General features: G+C 36.6%; 15 protein-coding genes. 12 read left to right on the top strand and 3 right to left on the bottom strand.

Features of this window, described 5'->3' with window-relative positions; all coding sequences use genetic code 11:
* The first annotated feature begins 65 nt into the window (after positions 1-65).
* The 10 genes from K9V48_RS11550 to K9V48_RS11505 all read left to right on the top strand — a co-directional run bounded on the left by K9V48_RS11550 (position 66) and on the right by K9V48_RS11505 (position 13,634).
* Positions 66-1,067 (top strand): LacI family DNA-binding transcriptional regulator, encoded by a 1,002-nt coding sequence (locus tag K9V48_RS11550; protein WP_224139149.1) that lies wholly within the window; start codon positions 66-68, stop codon positions 1,065-1,067.
* 164 nt (positions 1,068-1,231) lie between these two features.
* A complete protein-coding gene (locus tag K9V48_RS11545) occupies positions 1,232-2,500 on the top strand; it encodes an ABC transporter substrate-binding protein (protein ID WP_224139148.1) in 1,269 nt (422 codons plus the stop codon).
* A gap of 57 nt (positions 2,501-2,557) precedes the next feature.
* A complete protein-coding gene (locus K9V48_RS11540; protein WP_111616252.1) occupies positions 2,558-3,478 on the top strand; it encodes a carbohydrate ABC transporter permease in 921 nt (306 codons plus the stop codon).
* Positions 3,478-4,308 carry a carbohydrate ABC transporter permease gene (locus K9V48_RS11535; RefSeq protein WP_224139147.1) on the top strand — a complete coding sequence of 277 codons (831 nt, stop codon included), beginning with the start codon at positions 3,478-3,480 and terminating at the stop codon, positions 4,306-4,308. The genes K9V48_RS11540 and K9V48_RS11535 overlap by 1 nt, the downstream gene beginning before the upstream one ends.
* Before the next feature lie 23 nt (positions 4,309-4,331).
* Positions 4,332-7,448 carry a beta-galactosidase, LacZ type gene (gene lacZ, locus K9V48_RS11530; RefSeq protein WP_224139146.1) on the top strand — a complete coding sequence of 1,039 codons (3,117 nt, stop codon included), beginning with the start codon at positions 4,332-4,334 and terminating at the stop codon, positions 7,446-7,448.
* 176 nt (positions 7,449-7,624) lie between these two features.
* A complete protein-coding gene (locus K9V48_RS11525; protein ID WP_224139145.1) occupies positions 7,625-8,671 on the top strand; it encodes an aldose epimerase family protein in 1,047 nt (348 codons plus the stop codon).
* Positions 8,672-8,781: 110 nt separating this feature from the next.
* On the top strand, positions 8,782-9,963 hold the full coding sequence (locus tag K9V48_RS11520; protein WP_224139144.1) for a galactokinase: 1,182 nt from the start codon (positions 8,782-8,784) through the stop codon (positions 9,961-9,963).
* Positions 9,964-9,983: 20 nt separating this feature from the next.
* Positions 9,984-10,973 carry a UDP-glucose 4-epimerase GalE gene (galE, locus tag K9V48_RS11515; RefSeq protein WP_224139143.1) on the top strand — a complete coding sequence of 330 codons (990 nt, stop codon included), beginning with the start codon at positions 9,984-9,986 and terminating at the stop codon, positions 10,971-10,973.
* 72 nt (positions 10,974-11,045) lie between these two features.
* On the top strand, positions 11,046-12,572 hold the full coding sequence (gene galT / locus K9V48_RS11510; protein ID WP_224139156.1) for a UDP-glucose--hexose-1-phosphate uridylyltransferase: 1,527 nt from the start codon (positions 11,046-11,048) through the stop codon (positions 12,570-12,572).
* A 243-nt stretch (positions 12,573-12,815) separates the two neighbouring features.
* Positions 12,816-13,634 carry a histidinol-phosphatase gene (locus K9V48_RS11505; RefSeq protein WP_224139142.1) on the top strand — a complete coding sequence of 273 codons (819 nt, stop codon included), beginning with the start codon at positions 12,816-12,818 and terminating at the stop codon, positions 13,632-13,634.
* 72 nt (positions 13,635-13,706) lie between these two features.
* Here K9V48_RS11505 and K9V48_RS11500 read toward each other — a convergent pair whose 3' ends face one another.
* Positions 13,707-14,135: a hypothetical protein gene (locus tag K9V48_RS11500; RefSeq protein WP_224139141.1), complete on the bottom strand. Its 429-nt coding sequence runs from the start codon at positions 14,133-14,135 to the stop codon at positions 13,707-13,709.
* A gap of 149 nt (positions 14,136-14,284) precedes the next feature.
* Between K9V48_RS11500 and K9V48_RS11495 the strand changes: the two genes are divergently transcribed.
* Entirely contained in the window at positions 14,285-14,743 is a 459-nt protein-coding gene (locus K9V48_RS11495; RefSeq protein ID WP_224139140.1) for a nuclear transport factor 2 family protein, read from the top strand.
* A gap of 236 nt (positions 14,744-14,979) precedes the next feature.
* Here K9V48_RS11495 and K9V48_RS11490 read toward each other — a convergent pair whose 3' ends face one another.
* Positions 14,980-15,237: a hypothetical protein gene (locus K9V48_RS11490; RefSeq protein WP_224139139.1), complete on the bottom strand. Its 258-nt coding sequence runs from the start codon at positions 15,235-15,237 to the stop codon at positions 14,980-14,982.
* A 171-nt stretch (positions 15,238-15,408) separates the two neighbouring features.
* A complete protein-coding gene (gene tagU / locus K9V48_RS11485) occupies positions 15,409-16,356 on the bottom strand; it encodes a polyisoprenyl-teichoic acid--peptidoglycan teichoic acid transferase TagU (RefSeq protein ID WP_224139138.1) in 948 nt (315 codons plus the stop codon).
* A gap of 236 nt (positions 16,357-16,592) precedes the next feature.
* On the opposite strand from tagU, the gene K9V48_RS11480 reads away from it, so the two are divergent.
* Positions 16,593-20,798, top strand: a complete 4,206-nt coding sequence (locus K9V48_RS11480) for a leucine-rich repeat domain-containing protein (protein WP_224139137.1) — start codon at positions 16,593-16,595, stop codon at positions 20,796-20,798.
* The last annotated feature ends 154 nt before the right edge of the window (positions 20,799-20,952 follow it).

The raw sequence follows: 20,952 nt of genomic DNA, 5'->3' as shown, positions 1-20,952 counted from the left end.
AAGTTCGATAAATCAACATCCACTGTAAAAAGTATTTTGGACTGTATGAGGAGAAAGGAGAACAAATGGTTACAAGAAAAGAGGTTGCACAAAAAGCGGGTGTTTCACCATCAACAGTGTCGCGTGTCATTAATAATAATGGATATGTGACGACAGAAGCTAGAGAAAGAGTAGAATCAGCAATTGCAGAACTGAATTATATACCTAATCAAGCCGCACGAAATTTACGGATGAAATCGTATAAACAAATTGCGTGTTTAACACCATCTATTACGAATTCGTTTTTTTCGGAAATGTTTGTTGGGATTGAGGAAGCAGCACTAGAGAAAGGATATTCTTTATCGCTATATAATATTACGAAGGAAAGATTGAATTATTTGAAGCAAGTATTAGAAGGACCTTATGATGGAATCATTTTACTTGCTCCGTATGAAATAGGTAATGTAATCAAGCTTAACAGTGGTGTGCAAAAAAAGCCATTATCTGTCTATTGGGACCGTCAAGAAGAAATCAAGACTCCGCATGTCTTTGTTGATTTAATAAAGGTAATGACAAATTCAGTAGAGCATTTAATAGAAAAAGGGCATAAGGAGATTGTCTTTTTAGGTCATTATTTTGAGAATGCTTATGGAAATCCTAGATATGAGGGATATAAACTTGCAATGGATGCGCATCATTTACCAGTTAAAGAGTATTACAAAAAATTTATCGCGATGTATCAAGATAAATTAACGACGGGATATGATGAGATAAAGTCTTTACTAGAAAATGGACAATCATTTACGGCTGTTGCAGCGACAAATGATCTGTTAGCAGCAGGAGCTATGAGGGCAATTATTGAAAGTGGAAAAAAGGTTCCAGATGACATATCAGTCATTGGTGTTGATAATATTGAATTAGCTAAAATAGTAACACCAACATTGACAACCATCGATATTCCCAAAAGGGAAATTGGTAAAATGCTTGTTCAACAGTTATTAGACCAGCTTCACAACGAAATGAAAATTGAGACAAAGATTGAAAGTGAAGGTAGATTAATAGAAAGAGAATCTGTAAAAAAACATTGACAGCGTTTTCAGGATGATTTATATTTTAAATAGAGCTTGAAAATATTTTCAAGCCAAAAATTTTATCTTATTTTTTGAATATTGTGGTCACGTGACCACAATATTTTTAAAAGCAATGTGGTCACGTGACCACAAATTTAATAAATAAGGGGAGAGTGAGAAAAGTGAAAAAATTAGTATTAGTGTCCTTATTTTTTGTAACATCCATATTTTTAGCAGCTTGCGGTGGTGGGAGTTCAGAAGAAAGTAATACCTCTGAAGGCGAAACAACAATTAAAGTAGCGGCATGGAATGCTGCAGCCAACGCACTAACCGACCAGATTGAAGGATTTAATAAAAAGTATCCAGATATTAAAGTGGAAATTTTACAAGTAGATCCAGAGTATTCAAAAGTGACACCAGCTTTAGCGGCAGGAACAGGGGCACCTGATATTATTCAAACACAAGCAAGGGATTTTCCAGCATTTTTAAATAAGTTCCCTGATCAATTTGTTGATCTGACAGAAAAAACGAAGGACTATCAGGATAAATTTCTCGAGTCCTCATGGGAATCTGTTTCAAAAGATGGAAAAGTATACGCAATGCCTTGGGATATAGGTCCATCTGCGTTGTATTATCGAAAAGACCTTTTTGAAAAGGCTGGAATTGATATAGCATCAATTAAAACGTGGGAAGATTATATAGAAGCTGGAAAGGAATTGAAAAAGGCGATACCAGAAACAACGATGACAGGTTATACAAACGATTTTGATCTTTACGAAGTTTTCCTAAACCAACTAGGTGGTACATATGTGAAAGACGGAAAGATCAATGTGAATTCACCTGAATCAAAAGAAGCACTTTTACTGCAAAAAGAGATGAAGGATGAAGATGTTGCGATTAGTGTGAAAGATTGGAATGGCCGTATTACAGAGCTAAACAATGAAAAAATCGCGTCAGTTATTTTACCAGTATGGTATGCAGGTACGTTGCAGCATTCTGTTGAACAACAAGCAGGAAATTGGGGAATTGTTCCTTTACCAGCCTTTGAAGAAGGTGGGAATACACAGGCTAATTTAGGTGGCTCAATTTTAACTATATCAAAGCAGTCAAAAAATGCAGACGCAGCATTTAAATTTATTGAATACGTTTTAACGACAGAAGAAGGACAAACTGTCATGTTAAATTACGGACTATTCCCTTCATATACTCCTTTCTATCAGAGTGAAGTATTTAAAGAATATAATGACTATTTTGAAATGGAAGTATATCCTTTTTTCGCAGGGCTAACTTCAAATATTGAAAAAATGGATCACGGTCCAATTATGTTAGATGCAACGAAACCAGTTAATGACATGATTGGTGCAGTGTTAGAAGGTAAAGACGTAGATAAATCGATGGAAACTGCGGCTACATCAATTTCTAAAACAACGAATCTCGATATAAACGAATAATATAGAAGAATAGGTGTTTGTAAGTTGAACACCTATTCATTTATAGGAGGTTGAGAAATGGAAGTTACGACTGTTGTGAGTAAAAAAGATCCAAAGATTACAGTAAGAAAGAAAAAGTGGAATCAGAAGATATTAGTTCCATATCTATTTTTATCTCCATTTTTCATCGTGTTTATTATTTTTATGGTGTATCCAATAATTGAATCATTGTATTTATCATTCACGTCTACTCAAGGAAATACATCTGAGTGGATTGGCTTAGAAAATTTTAAAAATATACTAACAGATGGTTTGTTTTGGAAATCTCTATCTAATGTTTTTATTATTTTAATCATACAAGTACCTATCATGCTTATTTTAGGTTCATTACTGGCTGTTATATTAAACTCCAAATTTATTAAAGCAAAGCCATTATTTCGATTGATGATATTTTTGCCTGTTTTAATAGATTTAGTAACCTATTCAATTGTATTTTCAATTATTTTCCATGAGCAATACGGTATGGTGAATTACTTATTAGGGCTTTTTCATATCGATCCGATTCTATGGTTCAGTGACCCCTTCTGGTCAAAGATATTAATCATTATTGCTGTAACGTGGAGATGGGTAGGATACAATACAATTATTTTATTAGCAGGATTAACTGCTATAGATGAGTCGTTATATGAATCTGCAGAAATTGATGGAGCAAATAAGTTTACACAGTTTTTCAAGATTACCATTCCGATGTTAAAACCTATCCTGCTGTTTTGTGGGATTTTATCTACAATCGGGACGATTCAATTATTTACAGAGCCATCTTTGTTAACGATGGGTGGGCCTAATAATGCAACGAATACACCTGTCATGTACATTTACCAGTTTGGATTCCAAAGTTTTCAATTTGGTTATGCATCTGCAGCAGCATACATCATTACCATTATTGTTGGGATTATAAGTTTCTTCCAAATAAAACTATCAAGAGGAGGGGAAATTTAATGAAAAAGTCATCCCTCTTTACAAAAATAATAGCGTATACATTTTTAATTGCAGTTTGTATAGCGTCTGTTTATCCATTTTATTGGATGTTTATAGGTTCTACATTATCAGATAGTGAAATTTTCCAATTCCCTCCAAAGCTATTACCGAGCAGTGGGTTTATGGACAATTTGACTGGGTTAGCTGCATCTGCCCCTATATGGAAAGGGTTAGGAAACAGTTTGTTCATCTCGATTGTTTTTACGATTTCTACTCTATATTTATGTGCGATTGCAGGATATGCCTTCGCTAAATATGAGTTTAAAGGGAAAAATGTATTGTTCTTTGTAGTACTCCTTACGATGATGCTACCCGCGCAAGTGACATTAATTCCTTTATTTAAAATGGTGATCGGTTTAGGATGGCAAAATCAGCCGCAAGCCGTTATTTTACCAGCGCTTGCAAATGCATTTGGCGTTTTCTTTATGAGGCAAAATATGTTGGGGATTCCAACTGAAATGATTGAAGCGGCAAGAATCGATGGAGCAAGTGAAATTTCGATTTTTCATAAAATTATTTTGCCAACTTCTTTACCATCTTTAGCAGCATTAGGAATATTGAGCTTCATTGAACAATGGGGTAACTACTTGTGGCCGCTCATCATATTGCAAGAGAGAGAAAGTACAACGTTACCAGTACTTTTATCAATGTTAGTTGCTCCAGGTCAGGTCGTACAATATGGACAAGTATTGGCGGGGGCTGTTGTCAGTATTGTGCCAGTATTAATCTTGTTTTTACTACTTCAAAAATATTTTATCGCTGGAATTTATGGCGGTTCAGTTAAAGGATAAAGGATATAGAGGGGAGAATAACAATGATTTCACGAAACGATTGGGAAAACCTAGAGGTATTACAAAAGAATCGACTTAAACCAAGAGCACATTTTTATAGCTATAAAAATAAATCAACCGCACTCTCGTATGAGAGAGGGGCTTCACAAGGATTTTTATTATTAAATGGAAATTGGAAGTTTCATTATGCAAATTCTCCAATTGAATCACCGAGCGATTTTTATAAAGAGGATTATTGCACAGATGAATGGTCAAGTATACAAGTTCCATCACATTGGCAATTAAACGGATATGGGAAGCCGCATTATACAAATGTACAGTATCCTTTTCCAGTAGAGCCACCGTATATTCCATCTGAAAATCCAACAGGGGCATACAAAAGAACGTTTTATTTATCAAAGGAGGCACTTTCAGATAAGTTACATTTAATGTTTGAGGGTGTAGACAGCTCTTTTCATGTTTGGGTTAATGGCAAACTAGTTGGGTATAGTCAAGGTAGTCGTCTTCCTTCTGAGTTTGACATTACAAATGTAGTAAAAGAAGGAGAAAATAGTATTGCTGTAAGAGTGTATCAGTGGGCGGAGTCATCGTATATTGAAGATCAAGATATGTGGTGGTTAAGTGGCATATTTAGAGATGTATATCTTGTGTCAAAACCAACAACTCATATTCGAGATGTGTTGGTGAACGGTGCTTTAGAAAATGATTTTCAAGATGGACGCCTAGACTTTGAACTCGCTGTTACAGGAGAGTATCAAGATCACCAAGTCATAGTAGAAATCCAAGATAAGGGCGTTGTCATTGCCTCTCATCAACAGCATATAGACAGTGAGTTAGTGATAGGTCACATCAATATTAAGGGTGTGAAACAATGGAATGCAGAATCTCCATCCTTATATGATGTAGTTGTTACTTTGGTGAACAAATCAGGTGATGTCGTTGAAGTGATTCCACAAAAATGTGGATTTAGAAATGTTGAAATTAAAGGCGGGCAATTATTAGTTAATGGTGTAGCAATTATGTTTAAAGGTGTTAATAGACATGACGCTCATCCTGATTATGGTCGCGCTGTTCCTGTCAGTTCAATGACCCAGGATTTAATGTTAATGAAACAGCATAATATTAATGCAATCCGTACAGCACATTATCCGAATGATCCGCGCTTTTATGAACTATGTAATGAATTTGGTTTTTATGTTATTGATGAGGCTGATCTTGAATGCCACGGTCTAACCAAAATCGGACAACCACATTTATTAAGTAATGACCCAGCATGGGAAGCAGCTTATGTAGATAGAATTGAGAGAATGGTAGAGCGAGATAAGAACCACCCATCTGTTATCATGTGGTCATTAGGAAATGAATCGGGATTTGGACAAAATCATATTGCGATGTATGAATGGGCAAAAAGAAGAGATCCTTCGAGATTAGTCCATTATGAAGGAGAGACAAGAGAAATATTGCTTGAGGATGATTTCGTTCCAACGAAGGATCCAATTGCATCAGACGTTCATACTTCTATGTATACTTCCATTGCTCAAATGAAGGTAATTGGTGAATTGACAGACTTGGAGAAGCCTCATATTTTATGCGAGTATGCACATGCAATGGGAAATGGTCCAGGAGGCTTCAAAGAATATTGGGAAACGTTTTATGCATTTGATCGATTGCAGGGTGGTTTTGTTTGGGAATGGGTCGATCATGGGATAAGACAATATACTCCAGAGGGTGAAGAATATTTCGCTTATGGAGGAGACTTTGGAGAGACACCACATGATGGCAATTTTGTTATTGACGGATTAATACGGCCTGATCGAAAGCCATCCCCAGCATTAGCTGAGTATAAAAAAGTAATTGAACCAGTGAAGGTATCAAATTTCAATTTTGAAGAAAGTACGATAGAGGTAAACAATCGATATGATTTTTCTGATTTATCGAACTTACAATGTCAGTGGTTTATAGAGGCAGATGGGACTATTTTGGAAAGTGGTATTGTTGATGTGCCAGAGATAGATCAAAATACTTCTAAAGTGATAGGATTACCAATTCAAGTACCAAGTGTTGTGAAAGAAAATACGGATTATTGGTTAAATCTTGTGTGGACAACAAAAGAATCGACACGTTGGGCAGCATCAGGGCACACTGTCGCATGGTCACAGCATGAGCTTCCAATCTCTCGAAATGTTACAGTCGAACAACAACTAATTGGGCAATTAAATGTAGTGGATACAACATCAACAATAAAAATTGTCGGTTCTAATTTTCACTTGACCTTCAATAAGCAAAATGGCCGCATTGAGGATTATTACTATGATGGACAGCAAATGTTGCATAATGGTCCAAGGTTGAACTTCTGGAGAGCTCCAATTGATAATGATTTATTAGGAAGCGAAGAGTTTCATGCAAAGCCAGTTGCAAAACAGTGGAAAGAATTTGGTGTGAATGCGATCCAACACCGAATGAAACAAACCGAAGTAAAGCTACTAGAAGACAAGCAAACCGTAGTCATTAAATGCGAGGCGAAATTAGCACCACCAGTTATTGCCTGGGGATTTGATGTGATATATGTCTATACAATCAGTGCAAATGGAAGTATTTTAGTAGACATTAAAGCGGTCAAATCCGGTCAAGGGCCTAAATCTCTGCCGCGAATCGGTGTAGAGATGACGTTAAAAAACACGTACGATGATGTCGGGTGGTATGGCTTAGGGCCTAATGAAGCCTATGTCGATAGTAAGTTAGCGGCAAGGATGGGCGTTTGGTCCTCAACAGTCGATGGTATGCATACACCATATATTTTTCCGCAAGAAAACGGAAATCGTCATCAAAATAAATGGGCAAGCTTTTCACAAAGGGACGGTAAAAGTCTTCTAGTCACTGGAAATACTTTTGACTTCTCGGCAAGCCATTATACAGTTGAACAATTAGAAACAGCAAAGCACACATATGACCTAGTGAAGCAACCATATATTACAGTTCATATTGATAAACAACAATATGGTTTAGGTTCGGCAAGCTGTGGAGAAGATGTACAGGAACAATATCGATTAGATAATGAGGATTTCCAATTTTCATTTACAATTCTTCCGTATGATCCAAATGCATATTCTCCTATAGCTCTAAGTAAAAAATACAACTAAAAGAAGCTCTCACTAAGGCACTGTTATCAAAATGGGAAGAGAATGTTGTTCTTTTCCCATTTTCAGAATTGACCACTAGGGGCGTTAAAGGCTGCAGCTTTTTTTCTAGTTATGTTTGAAATTTACCAATCACTTTTAATTGATAAGCAATTGTATTGTACTTTTGGAGGGGAAAAATGAGGATCGTTCAGAAACCGTTTGGTGAAATAAATGGACAAAATGTAGACGCATATACGTTAATAAATGATCAAAATATAGAAATTACCTGTTTAAATTACGGTTGTGTTATTACAAAAATAGTAACGCCTAATAGAGATGGAAACTATGAAAATATTGTTTTAGGTTTCAACAACATGGAAGACTACGAGAAGCATTCTCCTTACTTTGGAGCAGTTGTTGGGCGTGTATCTGGCCGAATAAAAGGCGGACAATTCGAACTGGATGGACAATCATTTGAGTTAGAAATGAATGACAACGGAAATCATCTTCACGGTGGTTCAAAAGGGTTTAGTCATGTTCTGTGGGATGCTGTCATCCTAAAGAACGAGAAGGAAGTGGGGATCCAGTTTTCTTATACGAGTCCCGATGGAGAGGAAGGATATCCTGGAACCGTTCAGGTAACAATAACTTATTTGCTAAATAACGATAATGAGTTCCTTATTCATTATCAAGCAAACTCAGATAAAACAACGTTATTAAATTTAACGAATCATACGTATTTTAATTTAAGTGGTGATTTAAAACGCGATGCTTTACATCATGTCTTGAAAATAGATAGTAACCAGTTCGTAGAATTAAATGAACAGCTATTGCCAACCGGAGAATTGCTAGATGTAACGGACACAGTTTTTGACTTTCGTGAAGGAAGAGAAATCGAAGAAGGGGTAATTTCTAATCACCCACAAAATCAATTAGTTGGCCAAGGATATGATCATTCTTTTCTTTTAAACAGCCATCATAATGGAGAAATTACGATGTGGGATGAAGAAAGTGGACGTAAGCTCGTAGTCGAAACAGATGAAGTTAGTGTCGTTTTATATACAGGTAATCAATTACAAGAAGATCTACCTGTTTACGGAGTGAAAAGTAAGAAGTATTTAGGACTTTGCTTAGAAACACAAGGACTTCCCGACGCTATTCATCACCCACACTTTCCTTCTTACGTTTTAGAGAAGGATCAATTATTTTCTTCTTTGACAAAATATACGTTTCTAGTTGATTAGGAGAAAAGAGTGTAAAGAGATACCTAGGCTGTCATGTAGGATTGAATGTGAAGAGGTAGTATAATAAGTCACTAAAATCAGCATTTAATAGAAAGAAATGGGGGATGAACTTGAATCAAAATCTAATCAATCAATTTATAACCATTTTTAACAGCTCAGATGAACAGATTCGAGTGTTTTTCGCACCGGGTCGTGTCAATTTAATTGGAGAACATACGGATTATAACGGTGGGCATGTTTTTCCATGTGCCTTGAGCATCGGAACCTATGCCGCTTTGCAAAAGCGAGAAGACAAAATGATGAGAATGTATTCGATGAATGCTGAGAACACCGGTATGATTGAATTTTCACTCGATCGTCTTCAATATGAAGAATCACATGAGTGGGCCAACTATCCAAAAGGTATCATTCACACATTTAAAAAGCATGGATATGTGATCGATAAAGGCTTCGATGTCTTGTTTTATGGCAATATTCCAAATGGAGCAGGATTATCTTCTTCTGCATCGATTGAATTAGTGACAGCGGTATTGATAAAAGAATTATTTGCTTTACAAACAGATATGGTCAGTATGGTGAAAATGAGTCAGCAAGCAGAAAATGAATTTATCGGTGTGAACTGCGGGATTATGGATCAGTTTGCGATTGGAATGGGAAAGGAAGATCATGCTGTTCTATTAAACTGTCAAACACTCGATTTTACATATACTCCCCTTAGACTTCAGGATGCTTCCTTGATTATTGCGAATACAAATAAACAAAGAGGATTGGCAGATTCAAAATATAATGAGCGTCGAGGGGAATGCGAAAGAGCGTTAAAAGATCTTCAAGTCGAACTAAGTATTTATTCGTTAGGAGAATTAACACCAGAGCAGTTTGAGCAGCATAAGCATCTTATTCAAAATCCTGTTGACCGCAAGCGTGCTAAACATGCAGTTTATGAAAATGCTCGTACAAAAGAAGGAGTTAGTAAGCTTCAACAAGGTGATATTGCTGGCTTTGGTGAATTAATGAAGAAATCGCATGAGTCGTTACGTGATGACTATGAAGTAACAGGAAAGGAATTAGATGCATTAGTCGAAATGGCTTGGATGCAAGAAGGTGTGATTGGCTCAAGAATGACGGGAGCAGGCTTTGGAGGATGCACCATCAGCATTGTAGAAAATAATAAAATTGATTTGTTCATAGAACAAGTAGGTAAACAATACAAAGAAAAAATAGGTTTGACAGCGGACTTTTATGTTGTACAAGTAGGTGGCGGTGCAACTGAGCTCGTTCGTGAAACAATTTAACAAAAAAGGGAGGGAATATAATGGCGATTTTAGTTTGTGGGGGAGCTGGATATATTGGCAGTCATACAGTTTCCGAGTTAGTCGACAAGGGTGAAGACGTGATTGTAGTCGATAATCTGCAAACAGGGCACGGGCAAGCAGTAATAGACGGTGCGAGACTCTATGTCGGTGATTTGCGAGATGAAGCATTATTGGAAGATGTGTTTACAAATCACAAGATCGAAGCGGTTGTTCATTTTGCTGCTGATTCACTTGTTGGTATAAGTGTAGAAAATCCGTTAACGTATTATGACAATAATGTATACGGAGCGCTTTGCTTATTGCGTACAATGGTGAAACATGATGTAAAGAAAATCGTGTTCTCCTCAACTGCTGCAACATATGGTGAAGCGAAAAACTTCCCCATTTTAGAAGATGATCCGACAGAGCCAACGAATCCGTATGGAGAAACAAAATTGGCGATTGAAAAAATGTTGAGATGGACTGAACAAGCCTATGGCATGAAATATGTAGTATTGCGTTACTTTAATGTAGCGGGTGCTCATATAGATGGAAAATTAGGAGAAGACCACAGTCCGGAAACGCATCTCATTCCGATTATTTTACAAGTGGCATTGGGGAAACGTGAGAAAATCAGTATTTTTGGTGATGATTATGATACACATGATGGTACATGTGTCCGTGACTACATTCATGTAACAGACTTGGCGGATGCTCATATTTTAGCGATTGAAAAATTACGACGTGATAACAAGAGTGGCACATACAACCTGGGGAATGGAAATGGATTTACTGTAAGAGAGGTCATTGATACAGCACGTAACGTAACAGGTCATCGCATTCCGGAAGAATTGGCTCCTAGACGTGCGGGAGATCCTGCAAAACTTGTTGCATCCCAGGCAAAAGCAATAAAAGAATTAGGCTGGCAGCCACGTTATACTTCACTTGAAAAAATAATTGAAACCGCATGGAACTGGTTCCAGATGCATCCAAATGGCTATGAGAAATAACCGTCTACAAAAGAGAAGGTAAATCACCATGCTATTACTACTCTTTTTAAAGAAAGGGGTCTACCTGTGGTCATTTCTATTTATGAGCAAATTGAACGGTTACTACAGTATGGTTTAAATAAAGAATTAATCACAAAATGGGATATAGAGGTTGTTCGTAATAAAATATTGAGCGTATTGAGACTCGATGAGTTTGAGGTAGTGGAAGTAGCGAAGGAACAGATGGATACTCCTGTTGCGATTTTAGAAAAAATTTTAGATTGGGCAGCAGAGAATGGAAGGATAGAAGAAAATACTGTAACGTATCGCGATTTACTAGATACGGATCTAATGGCATGCTTTGTTCCACTGCCTTCTGAGATGAATCGCCGTTTTTTTGAGTGTTATGAAAAAGAAGGAGCAGAAGCATCGACTAAAGCTTTTTACGAGTTTTCAAAAGCTGTTCATTATATACGGACAGACCGGATCGCCAAAAACGAACAGTGGCTGGTACAAACAGAATACGGCGATTTAGAGATGACGATTAACTTATCAAAGCCCGAAAAAGATCCAAAAGCTATAATGGCTGCAAAGAAAATGAAGGAAAATTCGTATCCAACATGCTTGTTATGTAAGGAAAATACCGGCTATGCAGGTCGTGTGAATCATCCAGCGAGACAAAATCATCGGATTATTCCTGTTCAGTTAAACGATGAACAATGGTTTTTGCAGTTCTCACCATATGTGTATTATAACGAGCATGCGATTGTTTTATCAGCAGAACATAAACCAATGAAAATTGAAAAAGATACATTCGCACGTCTTTTGCAATTTGTTGATCAATTTCCTCATTATTTCCTTGGCTCAAATGCAGACTTACCCATCGTGGGAGGATCAATTTTAACGCATGATCATTTTCAAGGTGGTCACCATGATTTTCCGATGGCGAATGCAGAAATTGAAAAGGAATTTACGTTTAAAAATTATCCAGATGTACGAGCAGGTATTGTCAAATGGCCGATGTCCGTTGTTCGTCTACAAGGCAGAAAGCGCGATGAACTTGTAGAATTATCGGATCATATTCTACAAAGTTGGAGAAAGTACAGCGATGCAGATGTTGAGATCTTTTCATTCACGGAAGAAACACCCCATAATACCATTACGCCAATTGCAAGAAGAAGGGGTGAACTATTCGAAATCGATTTAGTTCTTCGTAACAATCGAACAAGTGATGAACATCCAATGGGTATTTTCCATCCGCATGAGGAAGTACATCATATTAAAAAGGAAAATATTGGTCTAATTGAAGTGATGGGTCTTGCGGTATTACCTGGACGGTTAAAAGAGGAAATGAACGTACTAGCTGACTGCCTCATTTCGGATGAATTTGAATCAGAAATCGAAAAAAATGAAGATATCGCCAAGCATTTAGAATGGGCCAAAAAAGTTAAAGCAAAGAACACGGAACTTTCCAATGAAAACGTACATGACATCTTACGGAAAGAAGTTGGCATTGTCTTTGCAGCCATCCTTGAACATGCGGGTGTATTTAAACGTGACGATGAAGGTCAGAGAGCGTTTCAAGAGTTTATGAATCATTTGACACGTCATGTGTTGTAGAAGCTAGCTGTGATAGAAAAGTGATACTTTTAAACTTGGCATACTTTATTCATTGATTCAAAGGTTTTTAAAGTAATAGTATTAATAGGTAGATTTTTTGACTTAGTTTTCGTGTCCAACTCCAATGCTTTTGTTCTTCTCCAGATTTTGGCACATCAGGGCTCTTTTCATGGATAAAAATAAAAATCTAAGCTATGATGAAATAAGAACAAACTAGCTAATTTTAGAAGGGAGCACTGGGTAATGACGGAATCTATCAAATTTGATTTACACACCCATCATCATCGCTGTGGACATGCAATTGGCACAATCGAGGACTATGTAAAGCAAGCGATTGACTACGGGTTACACTATATTGGCATTTCAGATCACTCACCGCATTTTTATAGTGACGAAGATCAACTCTATCCATCAATTGCAATGGCAAAAAGTGAATTTGTTTCTTATATTGAAGAAGTACTTCATTTAAAAGAAAAATATCAAGATAAAATTCACGTCTTGCTAGGAGTAGAAAGTGACTTCTTTCCAGATCATATTGGCATTTACCGTGATCAATACCTTTTACATCCTTTTGATTACATAATTGGATCTATACATTATGTTCAGGACGTTAACATTTTTAAAAGAGACCGTTGGGATGGATTAACTTCACGAGAGAAGTTAATCGTTAAAGAAGAATATTATGACTTAATCCAGAAGTCAGCAAAAAGCGGCGCATTTCAAATCTTAGGCCATATTGATGCGATGAAAGGATATTACCCAGCATTTTCAGCAATTGAAACTGAAGCGATTGAAAAAACGTTAAAGATCATTGGTGAAGAAGATGTTGCGATAGAGATCAATACATCAGGAAAAACAAAGGATTGTGGTGGCTGGTACCCAGCTGATGACATATTAGAGCGAGCACTTTTCTACAATGTCAAGGTCACCTTTGGTTCAGATGCCCATAAACCGGAACGAATTGGTGACGACTTTGAACTCGTACAAAAGCGTTTAAAAGAAATAGGCTTTCAAGAGTGGGCCTACTTTGTTAAGAAGCAAAGGGTTATGACAGCACTTTAATGAAGCTACATATAAAAAGAAGTAACTTATTTAGACCTAGAAATCTAATTAGTTACTTCCTTTTTTATCTCTTCACATTTCTATATCATCATCGTTTCTTTTAAACTTCCCTACGATCAATTTTATGATCATGAAAAACGCTACAATCCCAACATACACTAAAAATAAGGCAATAAATCCCCACATTCCAATAATCGCATCAATAAACTCCATGTTCCCTCTATTTGTTATTGCCTGTTGAATCTCGATCGCAAATACCAAGACAACCATAAACGTTAACGTGTACAGAAAGGCGATAAGTTGGATTCCAAATGGGAATTTTGATAACCATTTAGATATGACAAATACACATGCAAAGGTGAAAATTCCAATAAAGCCCATAATCCAGAAATGCATGTCCTTATCAGTCATTTGGAGCCCTAGAATATCGTTTAATATAACGATTAATATATCATGAATATTGTTAACAATTTCAACAATAAATGTAATGCCATCCTTCATTGAATTCACTCACTTCTATCTTATTTTACTGACTCTTATTATAACAATTTCTCAGTCAAAAAGAATCATTTCCTGATATTGTTAGTAAAAAGAATATTCATCGACCTAACATCATAGCTTGTAATAGACAGGCTGTGAGGTGTATACGGATGAGAAGACGATCGCAAATTAGGCTTCCCGTTATTATCGTCGTTGTAGTAGTGCTGCTATTGGTCATACTGATCGTTAAAGTAATGCCAGGTCTAGGTAAACAAGATCCGAATGATGTAGTCGCAGCCTTTTATCAGTATGAACAAGAAGGTGACTTCGGTAGTGCATGGGAATTATTCCATCCAGTTATGCAGGAGCGTTTTTCGAAAAATGCGTACGTAACGGAGCGATCACACATATATATGAGTCATTATGGTGTAGAAACCTTCTCGTTTGTACTTGGAAAAGAAGAGGACGTGCAAAACTGGAAGATGGCCAAGGATACAGAGGAGTTTGCATATGCGACACGGGTGGAGGTCGAGCAAACGTTCAAAAGTAAGTTTGGCATATTTAAGGTAATTCAAGATATTTATGTTGTTGAGGAAGATGATGGTTGGCGGATTGTTTGGGAGTTTTAGTAGTGGGAATCTTCCTCAAAATAAAAGGCCCTCCACTCATCAAATGAGTAGAGGACCTTTTTTTAGGAAACTATAAAATTCTTATACTGTGGATAAGCGCACGACAGCAAGCGTAAGCGCCTAGCCCCTAGCCCCTCTTGGGTCTAAGCCACTCTTGAATTGAAGGTAAAAAACACCTTCTATTCCTGATCGTCTTATTTGCCCGAGGCTGATCAAGGCGCTTGCGCTTTTGTTATTCACGCACCACTGAAAATAAAGAACATACCGACACCAAATAATAAAATAAAGAGTAAAATAAGTAAAATACAAACCCCTAAAATAATCCAACCCGCCACTTTTCGATCTGTCACAATGAGATAAATTCCAAGCACGATTGGTCCGAAAAGGAATCCTAAAATTCCCCAAACCCATGGGCTACGTTCATGCTTCGGTGCATCAATTGCTAAGAAAATTGCGATGACGATTGAGAGAATTAAACCAAAAGAAAATTCCACAATAAATCCCTCCCAAAAATCAATGATCATTAAAGAATATGGTGCATGTTCTTTGTATATGCCTACTGAAAATACTCTTTCTTTAAGGATGTAGCGGATAAGGAAGGGGGAGCCGAATTCGAAAATGAACATAAAAAAAGTTTCAGCCGTAAAAGCTGAAACTTTTTGGAGTTAATTTGTACTAGCAGTATTCGTAGAGATTTCCAAATGTTCTTTAAGCTGATTAGATAAAGTTAAGCGCTCATCCTCTGGAACAATATAATAGTAAATACCGTTAATTGTATCGCCTGAACCTTTCACCTGGAACTGTTCAAGTTTTTTGATTGCGGTCTTATAATTTGCTTGGACTGCCCACATTTCATCAAATGTAAGGTTTGTTGTTATATTGTTACGCACAACACCAAACATATCACCAAACTTTGTAATAGAAGAAATGTTTGCACCTTTTTTAAGAACTGCTTCGATAATTTGACGTTGACGTTCTTGACGTCCGAAATCTCCGCGTGGATCTTCATAACGCATTCTTGTGAAGGCTAATGCTTTTTCACCATCTAAGGAAACGATTCCTTTAGGAAAATCATATCCACCGTATGAAAAATCAAGTGTGTTATTAACCTCAACACCACCAACAGCATCCACAGTATCTTTGAAGCTTTCCATATTGATTTTCACAAAGTAGTCAATTGGAATATCAAGAAAGTGTTCGACTGTGTTAATGGCCATTTCTGTTCCACCAAAAGCGTAGGCGTGGTTAATTTTGTCTTCTTTTCCTTTACCGACAATTTCAGTTCTCGTATCACGTGGGATACTTACCATTTGGGTTGAGTTTGTATTAGGGTTGACTGTCATTAAAATTAAAGAGTCAGAACGACCTGCATCACCATCACGTTCATCTACACCCATTAACAGGATCGAAATGGGATCCTTTTCAGAGAACTTTACCTCTTCCGTACGTTTATCAGATTTGTCTCGATTTAAATCTTCATGAATGCTAGCAACAGTATCTGCAGCAGATTTATATAGATAAAAAGCATATCCACCTGTACCTAAAACGAGTAAACCGATAATACTCAACGTAATCCAGAGGACCTTTTTCTTCATCCTTTTTTCCGTTCTCATATATGTTTCATCCTTTTTTGAAAAATTAATTGTCACGCTATATAGATTATAGTTCTCTCCTACTATTATCACAATCTTTTTTTGTGAAAAATTGTTTCCAATTATTTGACGAACAGTAGTGTTAAAAGGTTTCATTTATGTAGAATTTTGTCTAAAAAATACTATAGGCAGAAGCAGAAATAAAAACTATAATGAAATTTGTCATTATATTGAATATTATAGGAGGAAAGACTAACTTGACTAAACGTTATGTTTCTGTATTACTAGTTTTTATATTACTATTAGCTCAATTTATCCCATTTTTACCAACAGCTGTTGCTGCTAGCGACAGTATGACATTTTTACCAGCAGTAAGTAAAGAAGATGGTATTCAGCTGCAGTGGAGAACAATCTCTACATCACAGGCTGAAGCAAGTTTTACGCTTATAAAAAATAATGAAGAAACTAAGATCTCTTCAGTAGAAGTAATCGAGTCAACAACAGATTCTGAAGGAAAGCTTGTAAGAACGTACCAACTAGTTGATCAACAAGTGACTTCAGGTGAGACATATTCATATGCCGTGAAAAAAACAGATGATACTGAGCTTCAATCAGAACCGATTAACGTAACCTATCAACAAGTAAAAGAAGTAGCAGAGCCGTTCGAAGTCAAAGTGAAAAACGTAACAGACCAGTCTATCAATGTATCTTGGTCAGCGGTTCAAGATGTTGATCATTACCAGGTCGTTTTAGATGGTAAGATTGTTGATCAAGTTGCACAAGTCACATCTTATGAGCTAAAGGATCTTGAAAGTGAGCAAAGCTATTCGATTAGCATTCGCGCGCTTGGTAATGGCTCGATGATAAAAGAAGCAGTGGTGGCTACGACAACTCTAGCTGCACCTAAAATTGAAAAAGTAGAAGATCAAGTAAAAGAAGAAGTAAGAGAAGACGTAAAAGAAGCAGTAAAAGAGGAAGTAACCGAAGAAGTAACCGAAAACAAAGAGACGATGAAACTAGTAGCATCGGAGCCATCAGGCGAGCTTGTTACAATCCCTGACTTAGTTTTAAAACGGGCGATAAAAGCAGCTCTAAAATTGAAACGTGATGACATATACGTGTCAGATATCGAAAGCTTAACAACACTTGATGTGTCTTATCGTGGTGTGAAAGATATCACTGGTTTAGAAAAGGCGACTAATTTAACAAAGCTTGAATTAGCAGGTAATGAAATTAAAAATGCATCTGCATTGCAATCCTTAACAAATCTAGAGTATCTAGATCTTTCAGATTATGAGGGAAATAATATCCAATTTCTAACTTATTTAACAAACTTAAAAACTCTTATTCTCTCAGATTCATCAATAAAAGGTTTAGAACCAATAGTGGAGCTTGCGAATCTAGAAACATTAGATATTAGCTATACTGAGCTTACAACGATTTTACCGCTACAAAAGCTAGCTAATTTAGCGACATTAGTCGTGTACGGTGATCTTTATTTTGATTTATTTGATGAGGTTCAAGCACTTGAACGTGAAGGTTTATCAATCCTTCATGATGACGGTTATCAGATGTACATCACGTCAATAAAGGCTAATGAAGAACGTGTGAAAATTAGCTGGGAGTACGAAGGTGAGGACGACGTAGACTATTACGAGGTAAAAGTTGCTGATAAAGTAACAAAAGTTGACCAAGCTGAATCGACAACTAGTCTAACAGTTAATGAACTTCAACAAAATACAGAATATACCGTGGAGATTGTTGCGTATAACGACAAAGGTGAACAAATCGGTAAAACCTTTTCAGCATTTAAAACACTCTCAACACCTGATGGCGAAAAAGTTGTCTTTGGCGATCCACAGCTAGAAAAAGCAATTAAAGCTGAATTTGGTTTAGAGCGTGATCTTTTTGTCAGTGATATGAAGGCACTAGAAGAGCTTTATCTTGATCGCAAACGAATTAATGATTTATCTGGCCTTGAAGCAGCCACAAACCTTCAAAGATTAAGTTTATCTGCAAATAGAATTACTGATTTAACACCATTAGCAGCATTGAAAAATTTAACCGAGTTATCTGTAGATGATAATCCGATTACAAATTTCACTGCATTAAAGGGACTAACGAATTTAACAACTCTTACATTAGGGGCAACGGGTATCACTGATTTATCTGTCCTAGCAGACTTACAAAATCTAGATAGTCTAGCTCTTGATCGAAACAACTTAGAGAATCTAGCAACACTTCCAGCTTTAAAGAACCTCGTCTTTTTATCGATTTATGATAATAATCTTAAAAGCCTTAAAGGAATAGAAAAGGTAGCACAGCTAGAATATCTTTATGCGGATGGAAATCCGTTGTTGTCGATTACGGACATCCAGCAGCTTAGTAAAATAAAAGATGTGAATATCGCCTTTTCAGCGCTTGAAACGATTGATGTATTACTAAAATTAGAAGAGCTTCAATATGTATCACTATATGGGAACGAAAAGTTAGATCTGAATGAAGGGTCTGTTGCACGTCAAGTTATTGAACAGCTTGAGCAACGTGGTGTATATGTTGATTATGAAGGATCTGAAGAAGAAGAAGAATGGTTTGAAGCATATATCGGTACGGTAACAGAAAATTCAATGCACGTTTACTGGGATTATTATGGTGAACAAGAAATAGCAAAGTATGAAGTCTATGTGAATGGAAAGCTTCACACATCGTTAACAGGTGAAGAAGTCGATTTGAAAATAGACAAGCTTGCACCAAATACTGAGTATGAAGTAGAAGTGAAAGCATACAATGGTAAGAAAGAGCTTGTTAAAAGTAGTACAACTTCTGAAACAACATGGGGTGAACCAACTGGTGACAAGGTAAAATTCAAGGATGACAACCTGAAAGCTCTCATTAAGGAGCAGTTTGGACTTGAACGTGACGTAAGAGCAAGTGATTTAGAAAAACTTGATTTTCTTTACTTGGATGAGTCTGATATCAAAGACCTTACTGGTTTAGAATACGCCACAAATTTAGTCGATTTTCATTTGGCTAGCAATGCTTTTACACTAGACCTAGCGCCACTTAAAGGACTAAAAGAGCTATCCAATATCTATATCGAGGAATCTCCAATAAAGAGTTATGCAATGTTAAACGAATTAAAAAACCTATTCTCTTTATCAATCGTAAATAATAACCTTGAGGATCTTTCCTTTTTAAGCGGTTTGAAAAAGGTACAAGATCTCACATTAAATAACAATCAAATTCAAGACATCTCGGTGTTATCATCATTAAAGAGACTAAATTCGATTAATCTAGCAAACAATAACATTAAAGATCTAGCACCACTAAAAGCGTCAAGTGATAGCCTTTATCATTTAGATGTCAGTGGAAATCCAATTGAAGACATCTCAAGTATCGCACAGCTTGAAAACCTTGTTGAATTGATTTTAGATGATACAATGATTACTAATCTAACGCCTTTACTTGATTTATCAAGCTTAGAAACTGTTTCGTTACACAATATTTCTACGCTTGATCTAACTGAAGCTGAAAATGCCCAAGTTATCGAACAGTTAAAGCAATGGGGAGTTTATGTTAATACTGAAGTCGATATGAACCCAGAACTGTACATTGATGAAGTGACAGAAACGACTATTTCGATTTCATGGGATCCAATGTTACCTAAAGGTATAGGTTCTTACAACCTTTCTATCTATACGAACGATGGAGAAGAAACTGTTGGAGAAATAGCGCTAGATAGCAATGAAACAAGCTATCAATTTACGAATCTATCACCATTTACCGACTATATTGTTGAAGTCAATGTCGAAGAAGATGAATATTATGGCTATCTGCTTGCAGAAGTAACAACTTTACCGATTGAAGGTACGGTCAAGGATGTAAGCATGTATGTGTACAAAACAGACGATGTTCCTGAAGCTGATGCTATGTTTGACCTTCACGGAACCGATGACGAAACGGAAAATGTTTATTACTTCGGTGGCTCTGATGCCCAAGGTCAATTAATTGACTATTCTTCAGATGAAGAACTTGATATTTTTAAACTACCTATAGGAAACTATGAAATCATGTTCCTGACGGAAGACGAAGAAGAAGTAAGCTTCCAGTTTCAAATAAAAGGAACAGAGGATTATCTTAAAAATCCAATTATCTTCGTGTTAGAAGAAAGTGACAAGGGTCCAGTTACACCGCCTAGTGAGGGTGGAAATGGTGAAGACATCGAAAAGGATAAGGATGAACAGCAAGAACCAACAGAACCAACACCTTCGGAAGTAAACGGTCCTGTTGACCCAGTCAAAACAGATGAGAATTCAAAAAATGCCAAAGGTAACAATGCAAAGGGAGAACTACCAAATACAGCCACTGAAACTTATAACCTATTAGTGGTTGGACTTATTGTCATAAGTCTAGGTGGAATAGTTCTTTTTATACAGAAGAGAAAAAGAGTGAATAATAGATAAGTAAGAAAGAAAGAAAGAGGGGGACTTGGTTCCCTTCTTTTTTTTGTAGTAGAATTCTAGTTGATTTACTACGGTGATGTGTTAGTTATTTGTCGAACGGTTGATAATTTTGTGTTTTCGGCTAATATAATACTGATTTAGGACAAAGAAGTAA

Source organism: Metabacillus rhizolycopersici (genome assembly GCF_020075705.1).
This window is presented reverse-complemented; position numbering and strand designations above follow the sequence as displayed.